Genomic DNA, 25,390 nt, shown 5'->3' on the forward strand with positions numbered 1-25,390 from the left:
GTGCCCCGGTCATTTCATGGGCTTGAGGCGAACCGACGACCAAGTGTCCGAGAGCGAGATGTTGCCGTTGAGAGTCCATCCGGACTCCTCGGCGCGCTTCCAGATGCTGTCGCGGTTGATATCGGCCTTGTTGCCCTTGGGGTAGCCGATCCACACGGCCTTCGGCGACGAGAGCAGCGGAAACACGCTGTTCAGCAGCGTGTCGAGTTCGTCGCCATCGTGGGCGAACGTCACCACGACGTCGGTGGTGTCGCGGTCTATCCCGTCGATGACGGTGACATCCTCGGGGAGGGGGTCGAGTAGCCCTCGCTGCTCGGGCGAGGAATGGCCGAGCAGCAGCTCGGTACCGGGCTTGATCTGGAGCTTCTCCGCGATAGTGCGTGCCATGGTTGGCCTTCCTTGTTCTTATCCGTTCGCTGAAATGTGTCAGCCGTGGTCGGGTGGTGCGGGTCGATTCGGTCCGGTCACCGCAGGTGCTGGAGCAGTTCGCTCAATCGGCGCAGGACGTGGCTTCGCCAGCCGCCGTTCATGAACTTGCGGGCGAGTTGCTGCGTGGGGTCATCGAGGTCGAACCCGGCGTGCTCGAGGAACAGGCGAGTGCCCTTCCCTTCGGGCTGCAGCATCCAGGTGACCGTGGTCGCCATCCCGTCGGTGTTGTCGGCGTCGGCCCAGCTGATCCGCAGCATCTTCTGGGGCCGTAGATCGAGCACCTGGCATGAGATCTGTCCGGAGAACCCGGTTTTCGCGACCGGTCGCGCCCAGAAGGTGAACCGGTGGCCCACGATGGGTTCGAAGTCGTTGGGCATCAGCCACTGGGCCATGAGCTCCGGGGTCGTGAGCGCACGCCACACCTTGGATGACGGATGCTGGAAGTACTGATCGACCTCGATCCGGGACAGGTCTTCATGCTTGGTCATCGTTGTCCATTCCGTCGAGGACGTTGCTCAGCGCAGTCATGCGGCCACGCCAGAAGCGCTCATACGGTGTGAGCCAGTCGATCAGCTCGACCAACGGTTCGCCCGTGACACGGTAGAAGCGGTGCCGGCCCTCCTGTCGCTCGTCCACGAGTCCGGACTCGCGCAATGCACGAAGATGTTCTGAGACGCTGGGTCGGGCCATGTCGAACTTCCCGGCGAGCTCCCCGACGGTGTGCTCACCACCGAGCAGCGCATCGAGGATGTCCCGACGAGTGGGGTTGGACAATGCGCCGAACACCTCGTCCAGCGGTCCGCTCTTAAGTCGCCGAGGCACAGTGCGTCGCCTTAGCCCTGCAGTACGAAGCCGTTGCCATCCGGGTCGGAAAAGGTGGCCTGCCGACCCCACGGCATGTCGTTCGGTCCATCCACGACCACCCCGGCCTCCTGCAGGCCTGCGACGTCAGCATCGAGGTCGGAGCTCTCGAACAGAGTGCCTTGCCCGCCACCGGCGCTCATGCCGGGGAACGGTTTGTGCAGGACCAGGGTCGTACCGCTCTGCGCGCCGACCTCGAGCCAGCGGTTCTCGCCGAATGTCTGGTCGTCCTTCACCTCGAGCCCGAGCGCGCCTACGTAGAAGTCGCGGGCACGGTCCTGGTCGGAGACGAACACGGTCACTGTCTTCACTGTGTTGATAGCCATGCCGAAATTATAGGTAGGAAAAAACCTACGCGTCAAGCCGGGCCGTGTCACCACGGGCAGCCCAGCTGCCGCGCCAATACGGTGTCGACTCCACTCCACCGAGGCCAGGTGGTGTCACGACTCACCGACACTCATCTGGACCCAGCCAGGAACGGTGTCGAACGAAGCCGACTAACGCTGTCGGATGAGCCCGACAGAGTCACCTGGTCGACCCACTGCGCCAACCCTTCTGTGATCCAGTCCAGCTCGGGGAGCGTGAGCACGGAACGGCGACGCGGTCCCGATCCGTGAGAGCCCTTGCCCCAGCGCACGTCGACCGCCCCGAAGCGTCCGAACCGCGGGGCAGCACCGTTGGGTCGCAGATCAGCGACATCGAGACCGGCTGCCTCGGCCCGGCGCAGTCCGTAGGCGTAGATGGTCTTGAAGATCTGGGAGTCCCGCAGCGCGGCGAGGGCTCCCTTCCTGCCATGCTGAAGGATCGCCTCGACGCGGCGGTCAGCCACCGCGAAGAGCTGCTCGAGCTCGTCGTAGGTGAGTGCTCGCCGTTGTGGGCGGCCTTCATAGTCGACCAGGTGCGCGAGCGTGTTCCACTCGTGGCAGATCTGCTGCGGTGCGGTTCCGAAGCGCTCTTCGCAGTCGACTGTCCACCGGTACCGGGGATCGGTGAGGTAATCGCAGAACAGGCGGATGATGGAGTGATATCCCCGGATCGTCGAGGGCGTCGCCGGGCGCTGCCGAGACTTCGCCTGCGTCGTGAAGTCCTCCAAGTCGCCCGGTGACCATTCCCATGGGTAGCGGCCGGCGAACTCCTCGAACCTCCGGACGACGAGCTCGCGACTCCCGATGGTCCGCTCGGCCAAGCCCCGGCTGCTCTGCTGATCACCCCAACCCGAGAGCATCGCCTCGAACACGAAGCGCCCCTCGTCCAGCGCCCTCACGTTGCGGAGCTGTTGAAGTGGCGAGACGCCACGCGAGTCCTGGGCCATCGACCCAGTATTGCATCTATCGCAACAATGATGCGGTACATGAACGATCTTGCTGTCTGAGTGGCGTCATGCTTCTACCCTGTCCTGATGACGACGGAGCGCCCCGCCGACGAAGTCCGCCGCACCGCTATGGAGCTGACCGCTCTCGCGGAGTCCGGTCTCGCCTACTGCCGCGATCAGTTCGACATCGAGCGCTTCCACCGCCTCGGCACTATCGCCCGAGAGCTCATGCATCACGTCTCCTCCGAGGACCTACCCGTTTACGAGCGCGCGGTCGCCTCAGTTGCTGGCTACACCACTCCGAAACTGGATGTCCGTGGGGGCGTGTTCGCCCCGGACGGCAGGGTGCTGCTCGTCCGTGAGGTCTCGGACGACCAATGGACGCTGCCCGGAGGTTGGTGCGACGTCCTCGAGACGCCTCGTGAGGCCGTAGAGCGAGAGATCCTCGAAGAAGCTGGCATCAGGGTCCGCGCGATCCACTTAGCCGGCCTCCTCGACCGGGAAGCGTGGCCACACCACCCGCCCTATGACCGACACGTCTACAAGCTCTTCTTCGTCTGCGATCAACTAGGCGACGTAGATCCCGACTTCGTGAGCAACGAGACCAGCGAAGTGGCCTGGCACCCCGTCGACGACCTGCCTGAACTCTCCATCGCACGCGTACTGCCCGAGCAGATCCAGATGCTGCACCGCCACTGGCAGAACCCCGAACCGGCACACTTCGACTGATCACGGCCAGCAGAGACCCACGGTTGCATCCAGTGAACGATGCTCAGACCGAATGCCAGCGTGAATCGTCCACACATTGTTGAACCTCCGTCGGGGCGATGCAGGAAGTCTACGGCGGCACAGCAGGATTCTCGGAGATCTCTTCGCTACGATCACGCTCGTCAGGTCAAAGCTATGCAGGGAGTACAAGAATGGCGCGTAAGACTCAGGTAATCCTCACCGACGATATTGACGGCTCGGAAGCCACCAGCACGGTGAGCTTCGGTCTTGATGGCGTCGCGTACGAGATCGATCTCAATGATGACAACGCCCAGCGGATGCGCGATCAGCTCGGCGAGTGGGCCGGTAAAGCCCGCCGTGTCGGAGGTCGGCGTATCAGTGGCACCCAGAGCGCAGGCTCTCCAAGCGACGCCGGCAAGATTCGCGCCTGGGCGAACGAACATGGCTACGAGGTCAGCGAACGGGGGCGAATCCCGAAGGAGATCCGCGAGGCGTACGCCGCGGCGCGCTGACCCGGGAACGCAGCTGCTCCTCGCGAGTCCCGCGCGAGAGATTCGGGAACTCTACTACGGAGCTGTCATGTCAGCTTGCTGGCAAGCAGGCGGGCGGCTGAGGGCGCGGCGGAGGCAGCCCTGAGGTGGGTGGCTGAGGCTTTGAGGTAGATGCCGGTGGTGGCGATGCTTTCGTGACCCAGCAGCTGTTGCACCTCGGAGATCGGGACACCGACATCCACCATGGAGACGGCGTAGGTGTGGCGCAGGGCGTGAGCTGCTTCGCCCTCGGGCTTGGCGATACCGGCCCGGGCGTAGAGGCGGTTGACGCGGTAGGAGATCGTGTCGCGGGTCAGCGCTCGGCCGTCTGGGCGGATGAGCAGGGGAGACGAGTCGCTCTGCTCGGGCAGCCGCTCGGCGCGCCAGGGCAGGTAGGTGTCGATCTGCGCGGCGACGCCAGGATCCAGCGGCACAGTACGGGCCTTGCGTCCTTTGCCGACGACGCGGAGCGAGGGCTCATCACCGGGCCGGTAATCGAGGGCCCGCAGGCCGGCGGCTTCGCTGGCACGAAGTCCTCCGGCTGCGAGGATCAGCACGATCGCGACGTCCAGCAACGGCGCTGCTGGGCGCGCCTGGGGGTCTTCCGTCTTCGCTGTCTCCAGGAGAGCGGAGATCTGGCCGTCGGTGAACGCCACGGGCAGGCGCGCGGGGGCGCGGGGCGCCTGGATCGCGGCCGTAGGGTCGGTGGGCAGCCGGGACTCGAGGACGAGGTACCGGCATAGCCCGCGCAGCGTTGTCACCAGGCGGCGGCGGCTGGCCGGCGCGAGGCCAGCGTTGTTCATCTCGGCCAGCGCGGCCTTGATGACGGGGCTCGTGAGGTCCTGCACCCTCACAGAGGCACCCGTTTGGGCCTCTAGGTAGCGCTGCCACGAAGCGATATCGCCACGGTAGGCCTTGGCCGTCTCGGTACTGATGGTGCGTCCGACCGCGCGGCGTTCCGCGATCCAGTCCCGGGCCGCATCGACGAAGAGTTCGCTCATCCCGCCACGCTAGGTGTAGTTGGTCATGACGTTGTCGACGCCGGCGTGAAGGCGTGAGGCCGGAGGCTGGTCGCCGCAGGCGGTGTGGGGCCGATGGTAGTTGTAGTGATGGACCCAGACCGCGATCGCTTCGCGCCGCTCGGCCTCGGAGGCGTAGGGACGGGCGTAGAGGCACTCCTCGGCGAGGATCCGCTGGTAGCGCTCAATCTTCCCGTTGTGCCGGGGCGTGTAGACCCTGGTCCGCTGGTGCCTGCCGATGAACGCGCAGGTCGAGCGACGAAACGCAGAGGCTGTGTAGTTGCTGCCGTTGTCGGTGACCAGGCGCGTGATCCGCGTGATGCCGTGCTCGGCGAAGAACACCCTCGCGCGGTGGAAGAACCCGATCGTCGTGGTGGCTTTCTCGTCCTCGAGCGGCTCGGTGTAGGACAGGCGGGAGAAGCCGTCCTCCATGGAGTGGAGATAGGTGTAGCCGACCTTTTGCTGTTTGCGGGCACGCTTGCCGGCGAGGACCTGCTCGCTGCCGCGCCCGTGGATCCACCAGCCACCGCCGTCGGGGATCTGTCCGACCTTCTTGACGTCCATGTGGACCATGTGTCCTGGATAGCGGGCAGTGATCTTTCCTGGTGAGCGCAGGTTCTCGCCGTCGGGGGTGATGTCGCGCAGGCGGTTGAGCCCGAGGCGGTCCAGCCACCGGGTCACCGTCCTGACGCAGCATGCGAAGCCGTGCGCGTCGGCGAGCTCGCGGGCGATCCGCCGGGCGGACCACTTGTGCTGACGCCGCCAGAACTCGATCTTCTCCAGCACCCAGGCCGGCAGCCGTGAGGGGCGGTTCGCAGGTGCGCTGGAGTGGTCCTCCAGGCCGGCATCGCCGTGCTCGCGGTAGCGGGCCGTCCACTTCGACAGCGTCGTCCGCGCGATGCGGAACTCGGCGGCGACATGGGCGATCGGACGACCGGAGTCGACGACCTGGGCAACGGCTCGCTGCCTCCCAACGACGGTCAGCGGGGCATTACGGTGGTGCATGGAACGGGTCTCCTCCTGCTCGACGTTTGGCTTCAGCACCACCCATCGTGCAGTCCAGGGGCCCGTTCCTTCATCCCCTACGCGGCGTCCACAACGTCATGACCCGCAACAGCTAGGCCGCAGCCAGCCCCACCGCCGCGGCAACACTCCATCGAGTGCGCATAATCTTGATTATGCGCACTAGACGCCTCCCTCCCCTGCAGCCGGGCTGTACGCTGACGTCCCGGAGCACTGGCAGGATGGCCTGTGTGTTGATCGCCTACGTCGATGAGTCCTACGACCACGACACCTACTTCATCGGTGCCGCCGTGGCCGACGAGGCAACCTGGGAGCTCGTTGCCGAAGGCTTCGAGGCTGTGCGTCAGCGCACGACTCCACGACACTCGGTGCCCGCCAACGCCGAGTTCCATGGCCACGAACTCATGGGTGGACGCGGCGACTGGCGTGCCCTGCGAGGGAAGCACCGTGAGGCGGCTGGCATCTACGCAGCTGCCCTCCAAGCAAGTCTCGACGCGGGCGTTCGATATCTCTTCCGCGGCGTCGACGTTCGCCGCCTGAACGCCCGCTATGCCTATCCACGTCCGCCGCACTCGATTGTCCTGAGCCATCTTCTCGAGCGCCTGAATGACTACAGCAGGGCTCACGGCGGCGGTCAGCAGACCATCGTGGTCGCCGACCAGATCGCGACCCAGGAACAGCACCAAGCACAGTTTGAGGACTACCAGCGCATTGGCACCGACGGCTACCGATCCAGCACCCTGGCGAACATCTCCTCGCCCATCAACTTCGCCGACTCCCGCTTGTCGCCAGGTCTGCAGGCCGTTGACATGGCCACGTACATCCACCGCCGCGCTGAGACCGTCGTCAATCAGCACCCCAGGGCGCAGGCGACGACGGACCGGCTCACCAGTCTGATCTACCCGGCTACGGTCCACCGGTGGGTGTGGCGGCCATAAAACTAGGGCCCCACCGAAGCGGGGCCCTAGGCTGGCAACGTTCCGGTAGCCGGCCCGTTGTAACCCCCAGTCTACGCCCCTCCCCCGGGCCGCGCTATGCCCCCGGCGCACAGCGCAGGTGCCCGCCGCTGGCATCGCTCCGTACCGTCGAGGATGCTCAACCTCCTGCGCCAGTCCGCATACCTTCTATTATGAGCATTAGAACGGTTGGCGCTCCTCGTATTTCGCTCCTGCCGTGACTTGATCAGAAGGACGGTTCCGGAGAGGTTCCCGTGAGACGGCCAGTCACATCGCTCACGCGGTCTGCGGAAAGCCGGCGCTGTTTCACGTCGCCGTAAATCTCACTGTCCATGAAGCCGTTCTCGACAGCCTTCGCTCAACCTTCGCCTGGGGCGTGCCTTCTAAGCTTGTGCCTGCCGCTCCCGCGGCGGGCTCTCGACGAAGACACACCAGCTCGTCGACGGCCATGGACTGCCGCTGGTGATCCTCTGCCGAGCTTATGACCGCCGCGGGTCACGACATCCTGACAGTTCGAGAAGATGGAGGCCTCGTGCTGCGGACGCTCAGATCGTGCGGGCGAAGGGGTCGAAGCCCTCGGGCAGCAGCGGCACATCGGCGACCGAGCTGTCCACGGTCACGAACTCGCCGGAGGCCGCGGACTCCTCGGCCGAGAGCATCACGTCCAGCACGTGGTAGCCGAGCTCTCCGCTGGCCACGTGCGGGCGACCTTCGGCGATCGCGCGGACCATGTCCAGCAGGCCCAGGCCGCGCCCGGTGACGATGCCCTCCTGGGGGACCTCGATCCACTCCTGCTCCGGAGGCTGCTCGCCGAAGGACTCGAAGGGGCGCACGTAGGCGATGCGGCCCTCGAACATGTTCGGATCCGGGACCACGAGCGAACCCTCGGTGCCGTGGATCTCCACGACGCCCTGGCGGGCCAGCGGCGAATCGAAGCTGACCAGCGAGGTGCCGGTCTGGCCGGCCTCGAACTGGGTGAGCACCGAGATGGTCGAGGGGACCTCGACGGGGAAGGTCTCCCCGGCCCTGTCGCCCACCTGGATGGTGCGCTCCTCCTGGGCCGTCACGCCCATCGCGGCGACCGCCGAGACGGTGCCGAACAGGCTCACCAGGGTGGTGAAGTAGTACGGGCCGATGTCCAGCAGCGGGCCCGCGCCCTTCGCGAACAGGAAGCCGGGGTTCGGATGGAAGACCTCGGGGCCCTGGTACTGCATGGAGGTCTGGGCGAACAGCGGGCGGCCGATGGTGCCCTTGGCGATCTCGCGCTTGGCGGTCTGGACGCCGGGGCCGAGGACGGTGTCGGGGGCGCAGCCGACCCGCACCCCGTTCTGCTCGGCCAGGGCCAGCAGGGAGGAGGTGGACTCGCGGTCCAGGCCCAGGGGCTTCTCGGTCCACACGTGCTTGCCGGCGGCCACGGCGGCCGAAGAGATCTCGGCGTGCACGGCGGGGATCGTGAGGTTGATGATGACCTGCACGTCCGGGTGGTCCAGCACATCCTGCGCGGTGCCGGAGGCGGGCACGCCGTGCTTGGCGGCCTGCGAGGCGGCGCGCTCGGTGTCGAGGTCGCCGAGGATCAGGACGTCGACGTCCGGGAAGGAGCCGAGGTTCTCGAGGTAGGTGTCGGAGATGACGCCGACGCCGATGAATCCGACGCCGACGGGGGTGGAGGTGCTCATGCGGCCAGGCCCTTCTCGATCAGGAAGGTGTAGCTGTCGGCGATGTCCTCGAAGACGTCGCCGGGTGCCTTGTCGTACTCGATGACGGCGTACTGCACGGCGGTCGCCGCCCGCATCGCGTCGAGGGTGGGCACCTCGCCCTCCCCGGCGTGACGCTGGTCCAGGCTCGAGGAGTCGAAGGCGGGGGCGTCGGGGGCGAAGGGGTTCGAGGCCGGCGCGATGCCGTCCTTGACGTGGATCGCGGCGAGGCGGTCACCGAGCTTCTTGACGAGGCCGACGACGTCCTGCTGGCCGGCCAGCGCCCAGAACAGATCCAGCTCGATCACGACGGAGGGGTCGACCAGATCGAGGAAGCGCTCATAGGCCGTCTGACCGTCGAACGAGGCCACGAACTCCTGCGCATGGTTGTGGTACCCGACGCTCAGTCCGTACTCCTTCGCCTTCTCGGAGGCGGCGTTGAGGCGCTCGGCGATATCCTTCACGCCGTCCTCGGTGAGCCACCGGTCCGCGGCGACCATCGGCTCGATGACGGTCTTCATGCCGATCTCGGCGGCGGCCTCGAACACGACCTCGTTGGCCGGGGTGGGGATCGAGCCGTCCGGGGTCCACAGCTCGTCCGAGAGCAGGGGCGCGTGACCGGTCGGGGAGCTCAGGCCGGCCCGGTCCAGAGCCGCTCGGATCTGGGTCGGACGGCCCACGAAGTCGAAGGCCTCGACGGTGCGCAGGCCGATCCCGGCGAGCTTGTCGAGGGAGGCGTTCATGTCCGCCGAGAACTCGGCGGCCAGCGTGTAGAGCTGGATGGAGGCGATGGGCAATACCACGGGAGACCTGCTTTCGTACGTCGTCGTCAGAGGGCGGGTCGCATCGCACGGATGCGCGAGAGTAAGCGAAAAAGTGATCCCACTGGTCGGAGGCTTTTGGAGTGAACGGTTCGGTTAAAGGGCGCAATGGCGTCACAAACGCCGAGGAAAGCATGGTCGAGCCCACCGGAGAGGTTTCGTCGGCCCACCCTTATAAAGGCTGACGCTCCCGCGCCGTTGGCCGCCGCCTCGCGTCCGCATCCGTCGGGCCGGTTCCTGCTCCAAGAGCATCGCGCGGCGGCAGGAGACCCTCAAGGCGTTCACGGTGCTGCTGGTGGCACCGTGAAGGTGGCAGGCAGCTAGCTGAGCTGGGTTGCCCGCCGTCGGCTCACCCCTTGATTGCACCGAAGATGACGCCCTTGGTGAAGTGCCGCTGGATGAACGGGTACACCAGGAGAATCGGGATCACCGCGACCACCGTGATCGCCATCTTGATCGGCAGCCCGGCGACCTCCGCGCCACCGGTGTCAACGGCATCCGCTCCGGGGACAGGCTGTCCCTGGAGCACGTACGAGCGGAGCACCAGTTGGAGCGGCCACTTCGAACTGTCGTTGAGGTAGAGCATCGCGTTGAAGAAGCTGTTCCAGTACATCACGCCGTAGAACAGTGTGATGACGGCGATCACCGCCTTCGACATGGGGATGATGATGCTTCTGAGGATCCGCCAGTCACTCGCCCCGTCGATGCGCGCCGCTTCGGTGATGCTGCGGTCAATCCCCATGAAGAAGTTGCGCAGGATCAGTAGGTTGAATGCTGAGACGGTGCTGGGAAGGATCAGCGACCATAGGGAATCGATCAGTCCGAGGTTCGATACCAACAGGTAGGTGGGGATCATCCCGGCGCCGAAGAACATGGTGATCACGAAGAACAGCAGCAGCCCGCGGTGGAATAGTGACCCGGGTCGAGACAGTCCATAGGCCGCCATGATCGACACCCCGGTGGCCAGCAGCGTGCCGACGCCAGTCACGAAGATCGAGACCAGGACCGACTGAGTCACCACGCCGCCGGTGAGGATCTGCGCGTACGCCTGGAACGTGATGCCGCGAGGCACGGTCACCATCCCGCCGGACTTGTTCACGGACCCCTGCGGCGAGATGCTCGTGAGCATGACGGTGTACATCGGGTACAAGACCACCAGGGTGATGACGACCAGCGCAGCGGTCTTCCCGATCCGGCTGGGGAGGGACGGGGGCTCCTGCCACGCGGGCCGGTGACGGGAGCGCCGCTTCGTAGTCCGTCGCTTCTCAGGGTGGTCTTTGGGCGGTGGTGCGACAATCGGAGCCGCCGATGTCAAGCCCGGCTTGCCGTCGAATCCGGTGTGTGTCATGAGTCTGATTTCTGGTAGATGCCGGCCTCGCCGAACACATGGGCCAGCTTGTTCGCTCCGAGCACGAGAAGGAGGCTAATGATGCCTGTGACCAGGCCTGCCGCGGCGGCGAAGCTCCAGTCCCCGAAGAGGACGCCCTGGTAGTACACGTAGGTGTCCACGACTTCGGCGCGTGCTGTGCCGATGGCATCGCGATGCAGGAGGATCTGTTCGAAGCCGACGGTCAGGGCATCCCCGAGGCGCAGGATGAGCAGCAGGATGATGACTGGTTTGAGCGCCGGGAGCGTAACGTGCCACATCCGCTGCCACCCGCTAGCTCCGTCGACCGCAGCGGCTTCGTACTGCGTCGGGTCGATCGCGGCCAGGGCTGCGAGGAAGATGATCATGCCCCAGCCGGCGTCCTTCCAGACTGCTTCACTGGTGATCAAGAGGAGGAAGGTGTCCGGATTGGTCATGATGTCGACAGGGGCCACGTCGTTGTCCCGCAGCACCCGGTTCAGGAGGCCTGCGCCGCCGAGCATCTGTTGGAAGACCGTCACCACGAGCACCCACGAGAAGAAGTGCGGCAGGTAGACGATCGACTGGATGGTCGAGCGGATCCACGGGGTCAGTACGGAGTTCAGCAGCAGCGCCATCACGATCGGGATCGGGAAATAAAAGAAGAGTTGGAACGTCGTGATGGAAATCGTGTTGATGACGGCGCTGTGGAAGTTGGAGTCCGTCAGCAGCCGCTGGAAGTTCTCCCAGCCCGCCCAGGGGCTCTCGGTGATGCCGACGTAGGGAGAGTACTGCTGCCACGCCACGATGTTGCCGAGCATCGGCACGTACTTGAACACAAGCGCGAGCGCTACCGCCGGCAGGACCATCAGCAGCAGCGAGCGGTCGCGCCGGAGCCGACTGGCGAAGGACGCCTTGGCGCGTCGCACCGGCGGTGTCGCGGCGGAGGAGTCTCCGGTGCTGCTGTCCGGCTGCATCTCGCGCTCCGTGACGTCGGCCTGAGCCATCAGTAGTTCCCCGAGTCGAGAGCTTCCTGGTACAGCGCGCGCAGCTCTTCGCCTCCGTTCTTGCGCCACTCCTCGACGGCGGCATCGACGTCCGCCAGGCTCTGGCGGCCCCGCGGAACATCTGCCTGGAGGTCGGAGAAGGGCTGGCTGAGCTGCGCGAGCTGGGGCGGTTCGGCGATCTGGACACCGTGTAGTGGTGGCTCGACCGCGTTCTTCGCGGCATCGGCCTGCCAGGTGCAGAACGCCTCGACGTAGTCCGGCATGGAGACGATCGCGTTCGTCTGCGGAGGTGCACAGAGGCTCCGGAACGTGGTGATCACCTCGGACTGCCCGAGCTCGGTCGGCATCTCCTCGCCCGAATCGGCCAGGGTGAAGTGCTCGCCCTCCACGCCGCGTTCGATGAGTTGGTACTCGGTCGTCCCGAACGGTGAGGCGAGGAGGTCTGCGACCCGCAGGAAGTTCTTGATCTTCTCCTCGTCGTCCGTGCGCTTGATGAACGTGACCATCTCGGCGGGACGGTTGACGTAGACCCAGGGGTCCCCGCCATCGCCCGAGAACCACTTCACGGCGTCCTGGCGGTATTCGGGATTCGAGGGGCGCTGTCGGTTGTATGCCTCTGCCCAGCCGCCCAGGCCATCGACGGTGAGCAACACGTTGCCCGACTCGAAGCGCTGCTTGGCCGCGGCGACGTTGCCGGCGACAGCGTCCGGATGGACCGCGCCGGAGTCGAACAGCTTCTTCAGCCAGTCCAGCGCCTGCTTGAATTCCTCGGTCTCGACGCGGTTGATGAGCTCGCCGGAGTCATCCAGCTTCCACTTCTCAGGAACATGGAAGATCAGGTAGGCCAGGACGCCGAGATCATTCGCGCCCCAACGGTTCGTCTTCGCGTCCGTCAGTTCGACGGCGAGATCGATGAGCTCCTGGCCGTCGGTGATCTCTGGGGTGATGCCCATCTCGTCGAGGAGATCCCCACGGGTGAATAGAGCGTTGGTCACGACGCCGCCCGGCTTCGGCAGCCCGTAGAGCTTCTGTCCGAAGCTCGAGAACTGCCAGGACGAGGTCGGCAGGTTCGCCAGGTGCGGGTAGTCGAGCACCGCATCGCCGCCGAGGTATGGCGACAGATCCTGGAAGACACCCTCGATCGCCTGGTGGAAGTTGGAGCGGATGTTCCACGCTGGCATCGCCACCCAGTCCGGGACGTTGTCTGGAGACGCCAGGACGGTGGCGAGCTTGTCGCCATAGGAGGATCCTTCGGTCATCTGGAAGGCGAAGTCGTAGCCGGTCTTGGCGCGGAGGGCGTCGATGTAGCTGTTGCCCGAGAGGTCGGGGATGGCGCTCCACAGCGGCACCATAGCGGTCGCCTCCGAGCCGTCACCGATCGGATCCGGATAGGTCTCCTGAAGCTCCGCGGGGATCGTCAGGAACCCCGGCGTCGAACCGTTGACGGCCGGATAATCCGGCTCCACGATCTCGAGCTCCTTGTAGGTCGGCAGGTACTCGCTGGAACCGCTCGCCGCCGAGCTGTCGCCGGAAGAGGAGTCCCCGCAGCTGGTTAGAGCGGCAGCCCCGGCGCCCGCTCCGAGCAGTCCGAAGAAGGATCTGCGGGAAGGGGAGAGGGTCTTTCTGGGTTGGTTCTGTCGCATTGAGCGCTCCTGTATCGCGTTGTTTTCAGGGCTGGACCTCGCCGACGCTCGAGTCGGTACGCCATTGTTTGCAACCGGTTGAATAACCGTATGTCACCCGTGTGAGCGAGTCAACAATCCCCGGGTCGCAGTTTGGTTACGGCATCGTGGCCTGCGGTGATGGCGCTGTACGCGGCCGCGAGGACTACGAGATCAAACGACTTGGCGTGCAGGGAGGCGTGCGTACCTGCGGAGCGGAAGGCGGGGTGCAAGGCGCCCGGCGACAACTTCGGCCGACTTGATGCAATCGGTTGCGGTTGTTGAGCGGGTCGGTTACGTTCGACGATCACAGCGCGGAGTGATCTCGATCAGGGCAGCCTCTCGGGAAGCCGCCCGACGAAGGAGTTGCATATGGGTTGGGCCCGTCGAGTCATCGGTCTGACAGCGGCTGCACTGCTGATGCTCGGGGGTGCCGCGTCAGCCACCGCAGAGCCGTCCACGGCGCCACCCGCAACAGCGCCCGCAGAGGCGCCGACGGAGTCATCGCTCGTCGACACTCACGGATTGCGTGTCGGAGATCCCGGTGAATGTCCGACACCGGATCTCTCGGACCCTGGGGGCGGGTTGATTTCCGGCTTTTTCACCTTCTACACGACCGACATGTGCCGAGCGCTCTCGACGATGCAGGACGTCTACGAGTCGGGTGGCGACACACTCATCACCTTCGGATACCGCCTCCAGTTGCGTGATCTCGACGAGTCCGACCGGATCCTCACGGCCGACGGCGTAGTCGACGAGCGCTTCGACTGCCTCGAGGGGGGAGTTCCGTGCGTGGAGACGGCTCGGCAGGACGCCGGCGACGCCGAAATCCGCCGGGTCCTGACCTACTCAGGGGCCGAGCGCTTCGGCTCCGAGATGCTGGCCTGTGAAGAGTTGGACGCGGAGATTATCTCCGGGGACAGAAGATTCCAGCGTGTGCTCCTGCCCGTGGACAGGGAGGGGTGCGACGCAGACCAGTACGACCTCGTGCTGATCGCGAATGGCGCGCTCGACGCGAACACTGATGTCGCCACCGTCCTTGTTGCGGCAGACACCTTCGGTATCGACTTCCATCTGGGACTACCGCGACCCGGGCAGGACGCAGACGAGCCGTGGCTCATCGACACTTCCTACCTCGACACGGTGACCCGGTTCACCGAGCGCACCGTGCAGGACTGGGAATCGCGGTACGGCGATCTGGAGTCCTATGGCGGCCTGTATCAAAGCTCCGAGATGCCGATGAAGGGGAACGACGCTTGGGATGCCCAGTTCGCGCTGTACGACGCCCAGCATAGCGTCGTCGCCCGGAATGCACCCGGCCGTTCGATCCTCGTCAGTCCTTACATCGATGGGCGCCCTCACATGGGGAGTCCGGTCGAGGCCGTTGAACTCTTCACCCAGCGGCTGGTCGACTCCGCAGACGGGGCTCATCTGATTCTCGCACCGCAGGACGGCCGAGGGACCGGTAAGGGCGGCGTCTACTTCCCGGACCAGGCCGACGACATCGTGCTCGAACGGTTGCAGGATGTGGTTGGAGGCGCGATGACGTACGACGAGGCGTTTGGCGGCGCGACCTCCCATGATTACTACACGGCCGCTCTGGAGAGTGGCAAGGCCGCAGGAGGCGATGCCTTCGAACTGTGGGCGAACATCGAGCTCATGGAGCCCTCGCCACTGGAGGGAGAGCCGGTGTGTATCCCCGGTGTGAACCGCGGCCAGGCGGACTCGGCACGCATCGCCACGCAGGTCTCGGTTGCTGGCGATACGGTGACCAAGCTGATCGGCTACGACTGGGACAACGCGATGCTCTGTGAGGTCCCAGGCAAGGACGCCCTCGTGGAACAGCTCGCCGCTGACGAGGAGCGTCCCGTTCCCACCGGTGTGACCCTCGAGCCGGGCGGCACTGCGCTGATGACCGGCTACCAGCTCGACGGAGTGGCCGGCACCGTGTCCTGGAGAGGTAGCGACGGCAGCGAGCAGGGTGCTGAGATCTCGCCTGAGGCCAGCGTGAGTTTCCCTGATTACGGGTCGTCGCGTCCCGCCGCGCATCCGGCCGCTCTGCAGGCGGTGCGCTTCCGTCTGGATGTCGAAGATATCGATTCGTCGGCCCCGTGGATCTCCGTCACGCTGGAGAGCCCGCAGGGGAGCATCGCTTATGGGACGTACAGCGTCGTCCCCGCTCAGGCCGAAACGACCTGCGACACCACGGTGACGGGCGAGCATTCCGACCCTCTCGAGATCGGCGCCGGCACTACCTGTCTTGAGGGCGCCACGGTGAATGGGCCGGTGCGAATCGGTGAAGCGGCACGGGTGCTGGTCCTCGACACGACGATCCGGGGGCCTGTGACCTCCCAGAGTGCGGAGAGCGTACACGTCAAGGACAGCCAGTTGCGCGGTCCACTTCAGCTGCAGGGCACCACGAGAGCGCTGACCCTGCAGGACACCACCGTGCAGGGCCCGGTGTACCTGAAGCAGGATCAGACAGGTCCGCTCGGCATTCAGATGACGGAAGTCCAGATCGACGGCCCGCTCCGCTGCGATGCGGACACCGAGCTCGCGGCGCTCGGATTGGAGGTCCACGGTCCCGTCGGGCCGATGTGCCATATCGGGTAAGCGCTGCCGAATATCGCGGACGGCGCGGCCCCTCCTTCACCGCCAACCAGGAAGGACCACCAAGGCTTCTTGGTTGCGGCATGGCCGTGGCCGAGGAACGCTCTTGACCAACGGGGCCAATTCCTGCGCCACGGCAGCAACAAGCAACCCTCCAGCCCCGGTGGGTCGGGGCTCGGAAGATCGTGAGCGCTGGTCTCGGATCGGATGAGCTCGACGACGACGAACTGGCCTGTGAGGGCGTGGTAAAGCAACGGGTCGAGGTGCTCCTTGGCACGCACGGTGGCGCTGAGCTGCTGCAGCCGCCCCACCTCCTCCGAGCTTATTCAGGGACCCGAATCGCGTGGCAGTGATCAGGTGCTGTGGACGAGCGCTCCTGCCACCGTGGTGGCCAGCACCCGGTCCCCGACCAGCTCCACCCGGTCCTGGCCGCCGGTGACCCGCTCCCCCAGTCCCATCAGCTCTGCGGGATGGGTGGTCGCCATCGCCAGCAGCTCGGCGGAGCTGAGGGGCAGGTGGGCGGTGGCCCAGGCGAGGCAGTCGTGCAGGGAGCTGCCGGAGCCGGCCAGCAGCTCGGTGTCGGGAAGCCTCAGGCTCCCGTCGGGCCGCACCTCGACGCTGCCCCCAACGGGGGTGGTATACAGACCGGGCTCGCTTCCCGCGAGCGCGGCCGAATCGGAGGTGAGCACGCAACGCGCGGGCGTTTTGGCGCGGATCATGACGGTGAGGGTCTCGGCCGGCAGATGGTGGCCGTCGGCGATCAGCATCGCGGTCAGGCGGTCCTCGGCGAGCTGGGTCCACAGGTGATTTGGGTGGCGCGGCAGCCGGGCGTGGGTGCCGTTGCCTAGGTGGGTGCTCAGGCCAGCGCCGGCGTCGACGGCGACGCGTACCTGCTCGGGGGTGGGAGTACAGTGGCCGATCGAGATGCGCACGCCCTGGGAGGTTGCAGCGGCGATGTACTCGGCTGCGCCGGCCCTCTCCGGCGCCAGCGTCACGATTCGGATCAGGCTGTCCGCGGCGCGCTGCCACCGGTTCAGCTCGGCGATATCGGGGTCGCGCAGGTGGCGGGGGTCATGGGCACCGCGGGGGCCGTCGTCGGCTGCGAGCGAGGGGCCCTCGACGTGAATGCCGGCGATGGAGTGGGCCAGTAGCCGATCGCTGCGGCGCGCGGCGGCGATCACGGCCAGCACATGCGTGATCTTCTCCTCGCTCGCAGTGATCACGGTTGGCAGGTAAGTGGTCACCCCTTGGGCCCACAGGGCGCGGGTCAGCTCCGTGACGGTCTCGATGTCGACGTCGTCGGCGTTGACGTCATACCCGGCGTAGCCATTGACCTGTAGGTCTATCAGTCCTGGTCGGGTGTGGGGCTGCCCGCTCATCAGGGTCGTCCGCCGGAGCGCAGGCTCTGGGGCAGCTCGGTCGCAGCCGCGGCATCGAGGTGGACGACCACGTCGGAGTGGGTGTGCACGGCGCTCGCCGGGACCTCGGCGCTCACGGGACCGGTGAGGGTGGAGGCGACCGCCTCGGCTTTCGTCTCGCCGAGCACGGTGCAGACTATGGTGCGCGCCGCGAGCATGGCGGGGACGGTGAGCGTCAGGGCGTGGGTGGGGACCTGGTCGATGCTCGGGAAGAGTCCCTCGTCGACCTGTTGCCTGCGAGAGGTGGCTGCCAGCGCGACCTTGCGCACCAGGGCGGGGTCGGTAAGGTCGGTGTCGCCGGGTTCGTTGAAGGCGATGTGTCCGTTGACGCCGATACCCAGGCACACCAGGTCGATCGGGCCGGCAGCGACCACCTCGCTGTAGCGGCGCACTTCACCGTCGGGGTCGACGTCCTGCCGGATCCGGTTTAGGCCGGGCCGTGCGGCGGTGGGCAGCCGGTCGGACAGCCAGGTCCCGAAGGAGGCGGGGTGCGCTGGGTCGAGCTCGAGGTAGTCGTCCATGTGCAGGGACGTGACCCGCGACCAGTCGATTCGCGGGTCCTGGCCGAGGGTGCGCAGCATCTGCTCCTGGGACGGCGCGGACGCGAAGATCACCCGCGCCCTGGGCTGCTCGGCCAGCACCTTCGCGAGCGCATCGGCGGCCGTACGACCGGCGGCTGTGCCGGCGGCTTCCGCCGTATGGCTGACCACGACGTTCACTGTCGATGCTCGATCGACGACCGACATCAGCGTCCTCCTTCATACCGGAATCCGTGCCAGGACTCCGTGCCTGGAAATCTTGCGTAGAAAATCATGCCTCGACAGCGCGCACCCTGCCGGGCGAGCGCCTAACCAGCCCTGGGACGACCCGTCTCGCACGGGAACGATCCCGTGACAGGCCGACCGCAAACTGCAATCGGTTGCACACTAGCACGGGTGGGCGGCATCATGGGAGGGGCCTCCCAGCACCCGCACGCGACGGAGGATCGCTGATGACCTCGACCATCCGATCTGACCGGCCCGGCGCGCCGTCCGATCCCCGTGAGCATCTCAAGCAGGTGATCCTGCCGTTCTGGCTCGCCCAGGAGCTCGGCGGGTTCTTCACCTGTTTCGACAACCAGAGCCGGGAGAGGGTCTCGACCGATAAGTTCACCTGGTCGCAGGGGCGTTTCGTGTGGCTGCTGGCCCAGGCTGCGCATCTGGCCGAGCCGGGTCTGCTCTCGGTGGACACGGCCCGGTTGCTGGAGGCCGCTCGCTTCGGTGCCGCCTTCCTGCTCGACCATGCTGTTCGGCAAGATTCGACGACGCGCTTCGTCATCGGTCGGCGCGGCGGCGAACCCGACGGGCGAGCGAGGCTGGCTCGACGCAGCGGCGCCCATTCTGGAGCGGTCGCGAGCGGATCATCTGGCAGGGACCGCGCCCACTGCCCCGTACGAGATTCCGGCCGGGCACGGAGGGTACGGGCCGCGGATGATCCTGGCCGACACGTTGCTGGTATTTGCGCAGGCCGCCGAGGGCGCTGCGGGCACGGAGCGGGAGCAGCCGCGGGAGGCGGTCGAGGCGGTGGTCTCGCAGCGTCTGCCGGACGACACGTTCTCGGAGATGCCCAGCCCGGATCCGGTCTCCCTGATCTCTCGGCATTGGGTCCCCGGGCACGCTATCGAGGGAAGCTGAGTGGCACTGGAGGTGCTCGGCGACGTCCGTGACCGCGGCCCGTTGCTCGACTCACTGGCGGCGCTGTGCGAGCTGGGGTGGGACCGCGAGCACGGAGGTTTGCTGGGCTTCTGCAACCGTGAGGGGCCATCCGCTCCGCGGGGGTGTCCGGGGCCCCTATGAGCAGCTGGTGACCTCGGCCAGGGACCCCTTCCACACCTGCAACCTGATGCAAATGGTCGAGCTCGACCGGGGGTAAGGGGTGACGCTCGAGTGCCGAGCAGTCTCAGGCCCTGGCCGGTCCGACGGTGCCACGCAGCATCGGCGTGCCGGGCAGGGTCACGGTGCGGGGGGTGTTTCCGGCGAGGAGCTCGGTGAGCGAGTCCACCGAGGCGCGCCCCAGTTCGGTGAACGGCGCCGAGACGGTGGTCAGACTGGGTGTCATGGTCTGGGCGAGCAGCACGTCGTCGCAGCCGACAATGCTGAGATCATCGGGAATGCTCTTGCCCAGCTCACTGAGCCCGGAGATGACGCCGGCCGCCATCAGGTCGTCGAAGGCGAACACTGCGGAGGCGTCGGACGCGACGACCTGCTGGGCGGCGGCGCGGCCGTCGGCGAACTGCGCTTCGAAGGGCCGTAGCTCGATGAGCTCGACGTCCTTCGCCTCGGCCCAGGTCCGCACGGCCTTGGCGCGGTGCGTGGCGGCCCAGGCAGCTCGCGGGCCCCGCAGCAAAGCAATACGGCGATGCCCCAGATGGTGGAGGTGGTCAGCGATCTCCTGCAGCGCCGGAGTATTGTCGCAGACCACGCCGGGCAGGCTGCGCATGGAGCGGTTGACGATCACGGCGGGGATGCCGTCCAGCACCTCGTGCAGTCGTTTCGAGGGCAGGCGCGGCGAGGCGATGATCAGTCCGTCGACCTGGGGGCGTATGCGGTCGACCAGTTCCTGCTCCGCGGTCGAACTGAGTTCGGAGTCGATCAGAAGCAGCTCGGCGTCCTTGTCCCGAGCGGCGTCTTGGACGGCGCGGATCAGCGGCGGGAAGAACGGGTTCTCGACATCGGGCACCAGCATTCCGATCACGCCGGTGCGGCCGGTGGCCAGTCCGCGTGCGGCGCGGTTGGGAGAATAGCCGAGGTCGCGGGCAGTGGCCACGATCCTCTCGCGCAACTCGCTCTTGACCATCTCGGGGCGTGAGAAGGCGCGGGAGACCGTTGAGGGTGAGACACCCACCGTGGTGGCGATCGAATAGATCGTGGCCCTTCGCATCATACGTCCTTCCGTCGGCCCAGGCGGCCCTGCTATCGCTCCGGGGGATGGGGAATATACTGCCGCATCGCGGCGGCAGGGCGACCGGGCGACGGGCCGACCCTGCTGCTCGCCGTCAGGCCTGCCCGCTCAGAAGTGCTGTGGCGCTCCCCCCTTGCCAGCGCTGAACTGCGCTTTGAGGGCGATTTCGGTGGCCCGCAGGCTCGCAGCGGTCGTGATTTCCGGCTGCTCGCCGGCGAGCAGTGCGTCGAAGAAGTACTGGGCGGGACGCTGGGCGGGGCCGAGCGGCTCGTCCCAGGTCTCGCGGTCGTGGGTGGTCACGGTCAGGCGGTGATAGGCCCAGTCGACCTCTGCCGTGCCGAGTGAGCCGGTCACGCGCATGCGGTAGTGACCGTGGACGTCGGCCGCCTCCGGGCCGAGCCAGTTCGCTTCGATGGTCGCCGGCACGTCGCCAGCGAGCATCAGCAGAGCAACGTGGTCGTCGAAGCCGGGGTGGTCATCGGCCCGGGCGTTGCCGACGTGCGCCGAGACGGTCCCGACCGGGGCCGTTCCCTGCTGCTCGCCGATCAGATCCAGTACGAGATCGATGTCGTGAATGGGCAGGTCGCCGGCGATGCCGCCGTAGGTGGCGGGGTCCAGGAACCAGGCCGGGCGGGTGGGCTGATTGAGTTTGTGCGGGCCGGTGGCGGCGACCATCGCGATGTTTCCGAGCACACCACCCGACAGCAGGCGCCGCAGCGCGAGCGTGGCCGGGTAGAAGCGCTTTTCGAAGACGATCGAGACGTGCCGTTCCGCGTCCACGGCGGCCTCGCGAATCGTCTCGAGCTGCGTGAGGGAGGTGCACAGCGGCTTGTCGGCCAGCACATGGGCTCCGGCTCGCAGCGCTGCGACGGCGGCCTCGGCGCGTTGGTTGTAGATCCCGGTGATGAGTGCGACATCGACGTCATGGGCCTCTAGCAGCTGCTGCGGAGTGTCGTACAGCGGGGCGCTGAGCCCGCTCAGGAACCTCTCGCGCAGCTTAGGGTCCGGTTCGGAGGCCGCCACCAGTTCGAGTTCGTCGCGGTGGGCGACCTCGGCCAGGGCGTAGTCGACGTGCTGATGGGCTGCGCCGAGGATGGCGACCTTCATCGAAGCTCCTTGAGGGTGGTGAGGCGGCCTGTGCGGGCCGCGGTGGTGATGGTGTCGATCAGGCGGACGGTGGCGGCGCCGTCCGCCGCGGTGATCGCCGGGTCCCGGCCCTCGGCGATAGCGTCCAGGATGTCTCTCCACTGCTGGATGTGGCCGGCGAGGCCGATGGCGGTGGGGTCGGAGGCTCCGACGCCGATGCCCTCGCCGTCGGCGCCGATCTGCGGGGCGGGGACACCGTCGACGTCCCAACGGGTGATCTCGCCCTGACCGATCTCGACCACGCCGCGCTCGCAGTGCAGGGTCAGGGTCGCGGGCGATCCGGGCGGCGTGGCGGTGGTGGTGGAGATCAGGCCCAGCGCCCCGCCGGTGAAGCGGAGGGTAGCAACGGTCGTGTCCTCCGCCGCGGAGTCGTGGGCGAGGGTGGCCTGCTGGGCGGTGACCGATTCGACGGGGCCGGCCAGCCATTGCAGCAGGTCGACGTTATGGACTCCCTGGTTCATCAGCGACCCGCCCCCGCCCGCAGGATCGCCGCGCCAGGCGGCCGCCGCGTAGTAGTCCTCATCGCGCCACCAGTGGACGTGAGTGGTGGCCAGACGCACCGCGCCGAGCGTCCCGGCCCTGAGTGCTCGGCGCACCGCGACCACCTCGGGTTCGAGGCGGCGCTGGGAGATCGTCGAGACGGTCAGCCCCTGCTTGGTGGCGAGGCCGACGATCCGGTCGGCGTCGGTCGCGGTCAGGGCCAGTGGCTTCTCGACCACTACGTGCTTGCCGGACTGGAGGGCCGCGAGGGCCTGCTCGGCGTGCGCCCCGCTCGGGGAGCAGATCGCGACCACGTCGACGTCATCGCGGAAGTTCAGCTCCTCGGGCGGGACCTGGACGGCATCGGGCCAGCCGGCCTCCGCGGTGGCAGCGGCATCGCTCCCGCTGAAGGCGCGCAGTTCGGCCCGGTCGCGCAAAGCGTCGAGGGCACGCGCATGGCTACGGCCGATGGTCCCCAGGCCGATCAGGCCGATGCCGGTCACGGTGGTCATGAGGTTCCCTTCCCTGGTGAGGCCGGTTCGCCCAGCAGGGCGACCAGGTCCCGTCCGGTGCACCGAACGTTACGTGAACAGCTCCAACCTACGGCGTTCACCACTTGACGTGCAAGCGATTGCAGACCAGGCTAGGTCCAGCAGGCCCCGCCGCCGTCGCCTCTCGCCGATGACTGTCGGGGCTCGCGACCAGCCAGCGACAGGTCCGGATAGGCCCGGACCATGAGGGGAGCAGCCGTGCTGCGCATCGGAATGATCGGTACCGAGAACTCGCACATCACGCATTTCACCCGGTTCTTGAACGTGGAGCAGCGCCATCCAGGGGTGCGCGCCGCCGCTCTCGCCGGCGGCCGCAGCGAGCGGAACCTGGAACTCGCCGAGCTGGGCGGGATCGACCTGATCGTCGACAAGCCCGCCCAGCTGGTGGACGAGGTCGATGCCGCGATCGTCTCCACCCGTGACGGGGCCAAGCACCTCGAGGATGCCCGGCCGCTGCTGGAGGCCGGCAAGCCGGTGCTGGTCGATAAGCCCCTGGCCGCCTCCATCGAGCATGCCCAGGAGCTGCTCCGGATCACGGAGCAGAACTCTGCGCTGCTGCTGTCCTGCTCTGCGCTGCGCTTCGTGCCCGAGATCGGGCACCTGGTACCGACCGAGAAGAGCGGCCCGCTGCGCCACCTGCACGTGATCGGCCCGGCCGATCCGGACAGCGACTATTCGGGTCTGTTCTTCTACGGCATCCACCACGTCGAGGCAGCGCTGGAGATCCTCGGCGACCCGGAAATCGATCTCGCCGCACTCGATGTGCGTGCCGTGCGCCGTGGTGACACCGTGGTGGCCACGCTGCGTATCGCCGACACAGAGGTCACCTTCACCTTCGTCGTGCCCGACGCCGGATCGCGAGTTCCGTTCCATGCCACCGGCATCTACCAGGCCGCGGTGGTCTCGCGCGACCTCACGCTCGGCGGGGACTACAACGCGCCGGCACTGACCGAGTTCCTGACGGCCGTCGAGACTGGCTCGGTCTCCCGCTCCCCCGGCCAGCTGCTGGCGCCCGTCGCGGTGCTGTCAGCCATCTCCTCCGCTCTCGAAAGGAACTGACGATGAACGAGCTCTCCCCCGTACGCTTCGGCGTGATCGGCGTCGGCATCATCGGCCGCCAGCACGTGGCCAGGCTGCTGTCCGACGCCTCCCCCGCCGCCCTGATCGCCTTGGCCGACGCGAACGCTGAAGCCGCACAGACTGTCGCCGAGGAAAACGGTGTCGAGGCCGCCGCGAGTGTCGAGGAGCTGCTGGCGCGCGAGGACATCGACGCCGTGGTGATCGCCGTGCCCTCGGGCCTGCACGCCGATGTCACCATCGAGGCGCTCGACGCCGGCAAGCACGTGTTTCTGGAGAAACCCATCGAGGTCACCGTCGAGGCCTCCGACCGGATCCGCGCCGCGGAGCAACGGTCGGGAACGATCCTCTCGATCTCCAGCCAGCGTCGCTTCGCCGCCGAGAACCAGTACCTGAAGAAGATCGTCTCCGAGGGGAAACTCGGACGCATCACCTCGGCGACCGTCGAGGTGCCCCTGTGGCGCACCCAGGAGTACTACGACTCCGGGGCATGGCGGGGCACCTGGAAGCTCGACGGCGGCGGGGCTCTGATGAACCAGGGCGTGCACCTTGTGGACCTGACCCTGTGGCTGCTCGGTGAGGTCGAGGAGCTCTACGCCTACACCGGGCTGCTGGCCCATGAGCGCATCGAGGTGGAGGACACCGTCACTGCCGCCGCCCGACTGCGCAGCGGCACCCAGCTGACGCTCCAGGCCACCACCGCCGCCTACGGCAACCTCCCGATCCGCATGAGCTTGATGGGAGACGCCGGGTCGATCGTGACCGAGTCCGAGCGCGTGATCCATTTCCACTCGCGCGACGGACTGGAACTGCCGGAGTTCGAGACTGTCGACATCATGCTCGCGCAACACCTCGACTTCGTCGACGCCGTTCAGCACGGCCGCACTCCCCTGGTCACCTCGGCCGAAGCCCGTGCGGCGGTGGCCTTCATCGAAGCCGTGTACGAATCCGGGCGGACCGGTCAGCCGGTTCGTCCCGCCGAGATGCCAGCCTCCGTCTGAGACCGGTGGGCATGGAGGCGGTCGTTGGATCTGGTGTGGCCAACGTCGATGCCGAGCAGACTCGACTCGCCCGCTAGTGGCGCCAGTGTTTCGCGGACCGCGGAGCGCACTGATCAAACCCACCTCCGGCACTGACACCCAGTTGACCCCAGAGTCAGTCTGCCGACAGACTCAAATAGCGAGAGGCAAAGCAATGATGCTTTCTAGAAGAAACGCTCTGACAGCGATCGGCCTTACCGGTATGGCAGGTGGCCTGGCGGCGTGTGGCGACGGCAATACCACCACCTCAGCGAACGGCGACCTATCGATTATCACGCCGATATTCCAGGACTCCGACGGCAAAGAACTGCTCGAAGAGGACATCGCTGACTCGTTCGATCAGAAAGTGAATCTCGCCGTCGATTACACACCGTTCGACCGGCTGAACGAGAAGCTGGCCACAAGCATTGCTGGCGGGATGTCGCGTGACATCATTATGACGGGTGTCGGGTGGGTGCAACCGTTCGCCGAGAAACAGGTCCTGGGGACCTTCGAGGACTCCCTCCCGGGACAGCTCGACATCCACGACAAGATTCTCGATACCTGTTTGTACGACGGACAGCTGCATGCGCTGCCTTACCAGATGTCCGGCACGTTCTTCGTTTACGATAAGGAGGCATTCGAACAGGTTGGCGTCGAAGGCCCCCCGGAATCACTTGAGAGTCTTCGCGAGATTGGAAGGGAACTCCAGCAGGGCGGCCCCTCAATCGATATCTTCACCAACAATCCCCGCATCAACTG

25 protein-coding genes are annotated in these 25,390 nt (G+C 66.6%); 8 read left to right on the top strand and 17 right to left on the bottom strand.

Annotated features, from left to right (window positions below):
* Nucleotides 1-9 precede the first annotated feature (9 nt).
* From JOF44_RS20430 to JOF44_RS20450, 5 genes are all read right to left on the bottom strand, one after another.
* A complete protein-coding gene (locus JOF44_RS20430; RefSeq protein ID WP_209896351.1) occupies nt 10-387 on the bottom strand; it encodes a DUF3052 family protein in 378 nt (125 codons plus the stop codon).
* A 77-nt stretch (nt 388-464) separates the two neighbouring features.
* Entirely contained in the window at nt 465-917 is a 453-nt protein-coding gene (locus tag JOF44_RS20435; protein WP_209896353.1) for an SRPBCC family protein, read from the bottom strand.
* Nucleotides 904-1,251: an ArsR/SmtB family transcription factor gene (locus tag JOF44_RS20440; protein WP_209896355.1), complete on the bottom strand. Its 348-nt coding sequence runs from the start codon at nt 1,249-1,251 to the stop codon at nt 904-906. Before JOF44_RS20440 ends, JOF44_RS20435 begins: the two co-directional genes overlap by 14 nt.
* 11 nt (nt 1,252-1,262) lie before the next feature.
* Nucleotides 1,263-1,616 (bottom strand): VOC family protein, encoded by a 354-nt coding sequence (locus JOF44_RS20445; RefSeq protein WP_209896357.1) that lies wholly within the window; start codon nt 1,614-1,616, stop codon nt 1,263-1,265.
* Nucleotides 1,617-1,747: 131 nt separating this feature from the next.
* Entirely contained in the window at nt 1,748-2,602 is an 855-nt protein-coding gene (locus JOF44_RS20450) for a site-specific integrase (protein ID WP_209896359.1), read from the bottom strand.
* Nucleotides 2,603-2,689: 87 nt separating this feature from the next.
* Between JOF44_RS20450 and JOF44_RS20455 the strand changes: the two genes are divergently transcribed.
* Together JOF44_RS20455 and JOF44_RS20460 are read left to right on the top strand one after the other, a co-directional pair.
* Nucleotides 2,690-3,331 (top strand): NUDIX hydrolase, encoded by a 642-nt coding sequence (locus tag JOF44_RS20455; protein WP_209896361.1) that lies wholly within the window; start codon nt 2,690-2,692, stop codon nt 3,329-3,331.
* A gap of 191 nt (nt 3,332-3,522) precedes the next feature.
* On the top strand, nt 3,523-3,843 hold the full coding sequence (locus JOF44_RS20460) for a histone-like nucleoid-structuring protein Lsr2 (RefSeq protein WP_209896363.1): 321 nt from the start codon (nt 3,523-3,525) through the stop codon (nt 3,841-3,843).
* A 65-nt stretch (nt 3,844-3,908) separates the two neighbouring features.
* Here JOF44_RS20460 and JOF44_RS20465 read toward each other — a convergent pair whose 3' ends face one another.
* The gene (locus JOF44_RS20465; RefSeq protein ID WP_209896365.1) at nt 3,909-4,862 is read right to left on the bottom strand and encodes a tyrosine-type recombinase/integrase; all 954 of its coding nucleotides are present in this window, start codon (nt 4,860-4,862) and stop codon (nt 3,909-3,911) included.
* A 9-nt stretch (nt 4,863-4,871) separates the two neighbouring features.
* Complete coding sequence (locus tag JOF44_RS20470) at nt 4,872-5,885, bottom strand: IS481 family transposase (protein ID WP_209896367.1); 1,014 nt, start codon at nt 5,883-5,885, stop codon at nt 4,872-4,874.
* A gap of 248 nt (nt 5,886-6,133) precedes the next feature.
* On the opposite strand from JOF44_RS20470, the gene JOF44_RS20475 reads away from it, so the two are divergent.
* Entirely contained in the window at nt 6,134-6,841 is a 708-nt protein-coding gene (locus tag JOF44_RS20475) for a DUF3800 domain-containing protein (RefSeq protein ID WP_209896369.1), read from the top strand.
* Nucleotides 6,842-7,404: 563 nt separating this feature from the next.
* On the opposite strand, the gene JOF44_RS20480 is transcribed toward JOF44_RS20475, so the two are convergent.
* The 5 genes from JOF44_RS20480 to JOF44_RS20500 all read right to left on the bottom strand — a co-directional run bounded on the left by JOF44_RS20480 (nt 7,405) and on the right by JOF44_RS20500 (nt 13,369).
* Nucleotides 7,405-8,535 (bottom strand): Gfo/Idh/MocA family protein, encoded by a 1,131-nt coding sequence (locus JOF44_RS20480; protein WP_209896371.1) that lies wholly within the window; start codon nt 8,533-8,535, stop codon nt 7,405-7,407.
* On the bottom strand, nt 8,532-9,356 hold the full coding sequence (locus JOF44_RS20485; protein ID WP_209896373.1) for a sugar phosphate isomerase/epimerase family protein: 825 nt from the start codon (nt 9,354-9,356) through the stop codon (nt 8,532-8,534). Before JOF44_RS20485 ends, JOF44_RS20480 begins: the two co-directional genes overlap by 4 nt.
* Before the next feature lie 367 nt (nt 9,357-9,723).
* The gene (locus JOF44_RS20490; protein WP_342591897.1) at nt 9,724-10,473 is read right to left on the bottom strand and encodes a carbohydrate ABC transporter permease; all 750 of its coding nucleotides are present in this window, start codon (nt 10,471-10,473) and stop codon (nt 9,724-9,726) included.
* 245 nt (nt 10,474-10,718) lie between these two features.
* Nucleotides 10,719-11,726: an ABC transporter permease gene (locus tag JOF44_RS20495; RefSeq protein WP_245349654.1), complete on the bottom strand. Its 1,008-nt coding sequence runs from the start codon at nt 11,724-11,726 to the stop codon at nt 10,719-10,721.
* Nucleotides 11,726-13,369: an extracellular solute-binding protein gene (locus tag JOF44_RS20500; protein ID WP_209896377.1), complete on the bottom strand. Its 1,644-nt coding sequence runs from the start codon at nt 13,367-13,369 to the stop codon at nt 11,726-11,728. Before JOF44_RS20500 ends, JOF44_RS20495 begins: the two co-directional genes overlap by 1 nt.
* A gap of 390 nt (nt 13,370-13,759) precedes the next feature.
* Between JOF44_RS20500 and JOF44_RS20505 the strand changes: the two genes are divergently transcribed.
* Nucleotides 13,760-16,000: a DUF4434 domain-containing protein gene (locus JOF44_RS20505; RefSeq protein WP_209896379.1), complete on the top strand. Its 2,241-nt coding sequence runs from the start codon at nt 13,760-13,762 to the stop codon at nt 15,998-16,000.
* A gap of 350 nt (nt 16,001-16,350) precedes the next feature.
* Here JOF44_RS20505 and JOF44_RS20510 read toward each other — a convergent pair whose 3' ends face one another.
* Both JOF44_RS20510 and JOF44_RS20515 read right to left on the bottom strand, forming a co-directional pair.
* Nucleotides 16,351-17,376 carry an N-acetylglucosamine-6-phosphate deacetylase gene (locus JOF44_RS20510; RefSeq protein WP_209896381.1) on the bottom strand — a complete coding sequence of 342 codons (1,026 nt, stop codon included), beginning with the start codon at nt 17,374-17,376 and terminating at the stop codon, nt 16,351-16,353.
* The gene (locus tag JOF44_RS20515; protein ID WP_209896383.1) at nt 17,376-18,161 is read right to left on the bottom strand and encodes a 6-phosphogluconolactonase; all 786 of its coding nucleotides are present in this window, start codon (nt 18,159-18,161) and stop codon (nt 17,376-17,378) included. Before JOF44_RS20515 ends, JOF44_RS20510 begins: the two co-directional genes overlap by 1 nt.
* A 534-nt stretch (nt 18,162-18,695) precedes the next feature.
* Here JOF44_RS20515 and JOF44_RS20520 point away from each other — a divergent pair.
* Nucleotides 18,696-19,088, top strand: coding sequence for a hypothetical protein (locus JOF44_RS20520; protein WP_209896385.1), 393 nt, complete (start codon nt 18,696-18,698; stop codon nt 19,086-19,088).
* A gap of 265 nt (nt 19,089-19,353) precedes the next feature.
* Here JOF44_RS20520 and JOF44_RS20525 read toward each other — a convergent pair whose 3' ends face one another.
* The 3 genes from JOF44_RS20525 to JOF44_RS20535 all read right to left on the bottom strand — a co-directional run bounded on the left by JOF44_RS20525 (nt 19,354) and on the right by JOF44_RS20535 (nt 22,493).
* On the bottom strand, nt 19,354-20,334 hold the full coding sequence (locus JOF44_RS20525) for a LacI family DNA-binding transcriptional regulator (protein WP_209896387.1): 981 nt from the start codon (nt 20,332-20,334) through the stop codon (nt 19,354-19,356).
* 129 nt (nt 20,335-20,463) lie between these two features.
* Nucleotides 20,464-21,462, bottom strand: a complete 999-nt coding sequence (locus tag JOF44_RS20530; protein WP_209896389.1) for a Gfo/Idh/MocA family protein — start codon at nt 21,460-21,462, stop codon at nt 20,464-20,466.
* A complete protein-coding gene (locus JOF44_RS20535) occupies nt 21,459-22,493 on the bottom strand; it encodes a Gfo/Idh/MocA family protein (protein WP_245349655.1) in 1,035 nt (344 codons plus the stop codon). Before JOF44_RS20535 ends, JOF44_RS20530 begins: the two co-directional genes overlap by 4 nt.
* 222 nt (nt 22,494-22,715) lie before the next feature.
* Here JOF44_RS20535 and JOF44_RS20540 point away from each other — a divergent pair, with 222 nt between their 5' ends.
* The 3 genes from JOF44_RS20540 to JOF44_RS20550 all read left to right on the top strand — a co-directional run.
* Nucleotides 22,716-23,591: a Gfo/Idh/MocA family protein gene (locus tag JOF44_RS20540; RefSeq protein ID WP_209896391.1), complete on the top strand. Its 876-nt coding sequence runs from the start codon at nt 22,716-22,718 to the stop codon at nt 23,589-23,591.
* A gap of 2 nt (nt 23,592-23,593) precedes the next feature.
* Nucleotides 23,594-24,610: a Gfo/Idh/MocA family protein gene (locus JOF44_RS20545; protein ID WP_209896392.1), complete on the top strand. Its 1,017-nt coding sequence runs from the start codon at nt 23,594-23,596 to the stop codon at nt 24,608-24,610.
* A 193-nt stretch (nt 24,611-24,803) separates the two neighbouring features.
* Nucleotides 24,804-25,390, top strand: a 587-nt coding sequence (locus JOF44_RS20550; RefSeq protein ID WP_209896394.1) for an ABC transporter substrate-binding protein, incomplete at its 3' end; no start/stop codon positions are given.

The sequence above is a fragment of the Brachybacterium fresconis genome (assembly GCF_017876515.1).
Classification (GTDB): domain Bacteria; phylum Actinomycetota; class Actinomycetes; order Actinomycetales; family Dermabacteraceae; genus Brachybacterium; species Brachybacterium fresconis.

Coding starts and splice junctions, on each gene's coding strand:
- JOF44_RS20435 (WP_209896353.1), bottom strand. CDS start 917: ATGACCAAGCATGAAGACCTGTCCCGGATCGAGGTCGATCAGTACTTC.
- JOF44_RS20430 (WP_209896351.1), bottom strand. CDS start 387: ATGGCACGCACTATCGCGGAGAAGCTCCAGATCAAGCCCGGTACCGAG.
- JOF44_RS20495 (WP_245349654.1), bottom strand. CDS start 11,726: ATGGCTCAGGCCGACGTCACGGAGCGCGAGATGCAGCCGGACAGCAGC.
- JOF44_RS20470 (WP_209896367.1), bottom strand. CDS start 5,885: ATGCACCACCGTAATGCCCCGCTGACCGTCGTTGGGAGGCAGCGAGCC.
- JOF44_RS20510 (WP_209896381.1), bottom strand. CDS start 17,376: ATGAGCGGGCAGCCCCACACCCGACCAGGACTGATAGACCTACAGGTC.
- JOF44_RS20530 (WP_209896389.1), bottom strand. CDS start 21,462: ATGAAGGTCGCCATCCTCGGCGCAGCCCATCAGCACGTCGACTACGCC.
- JOF44_RS20545 (WP_209896392.1), top strand. CDS start 23,594: ATGAACGAGCTCTCCCCCGTACGCTTCGGCGTGATCGGCGTCGGCATC.
- JOF44_RS20460 (WP_209896363.1), top strand. CDS start 3,523: ATGGCGCGTAAGACTCAGGTAATCCTCACCGACGATATTGACGGCTCG.
- JOF44_RS20525 (WP_209896387.1), bottom strand. CDS start 20,334: ATGCGAAGGGCCACGATCTATTCGATCGCCACCACGGTGGGTGTCTCA.
- JOF44_RS20540 (WP_209896391.1), top strand. CDS start 22,716: ATGAGGGGAGCAGCCGTGCTGCGCATCGGAATGATCGGTACCGAGAAC.
- JOF44_RS20445 (WP_209896357.1), bottom strand. CDS start 1,616: ATGGCTATCAACACAGTGAAGACAGTGACCGTGTTCGTCTCCGACCAG.
- JOF44_RS20450 (WP_209896359.1), bottom strand. CDS start 2,602: ATGGCCCAGGACTCGCGTGGCGTCTCGCCACTTCAACAGCTCCGCAAC.
- JOF44_RS20480 (WP_209896371.1), bottom strand. CDS start 8,535: ATGAGCACCTCCACCCCCGTCGGCGTCGGATTCATCGGCGTCGGCGTC.
- JOF44_RS20535 (WP_245349655.1), bottom strand. CDS start 22,493: ATGACCACCGTGACCGGCATCGGCCTGATCGGCCTGGGGACCATCGGC.
- JOF44_RS20455 (WP_209896361.1), top strand. CDS start 2,690: ATGACGACGGAGCGCCCCGCCGACGAAGTCCGCCGCACCGCTATGGAG.
- JOF44_RS20500 (WP_209896377.1), bottom strand. CDS start 13,369: ATGCGACAGAACCAACCCAGAAAGACCCTCTCCCCTTCCCGCAGATCC.
- JOF44_RS20520 (WP_209896385.1), top strand. CDS start 18,696: ATGCTGTTCGGCAAGATTCGACGACGCGCTTCGTCATCGGTCGGCGCG.
- JOF44_RS20465 (WP_209896365.1), bottom strand. CDS start 4,862: ATGAGCGAACTCTTCGTCGATGCGGCCCGGGACTGGATCGCGGAACGC.
- JOF44_RS20505 (WP_209896379.1), top strand. CDS start 13,760: ATGGGTTGGGCCCGTCGAGTCATCGGTCTGACAGCGGCTGCACTGCTG.
- JOF44_RS20515 (WP_209896383.1), bottom strand. CDS start 18,161: ATGTCGGTCGTCGATCGAGCATCGACAGTGAACGTCGTGGTCAGCCAT.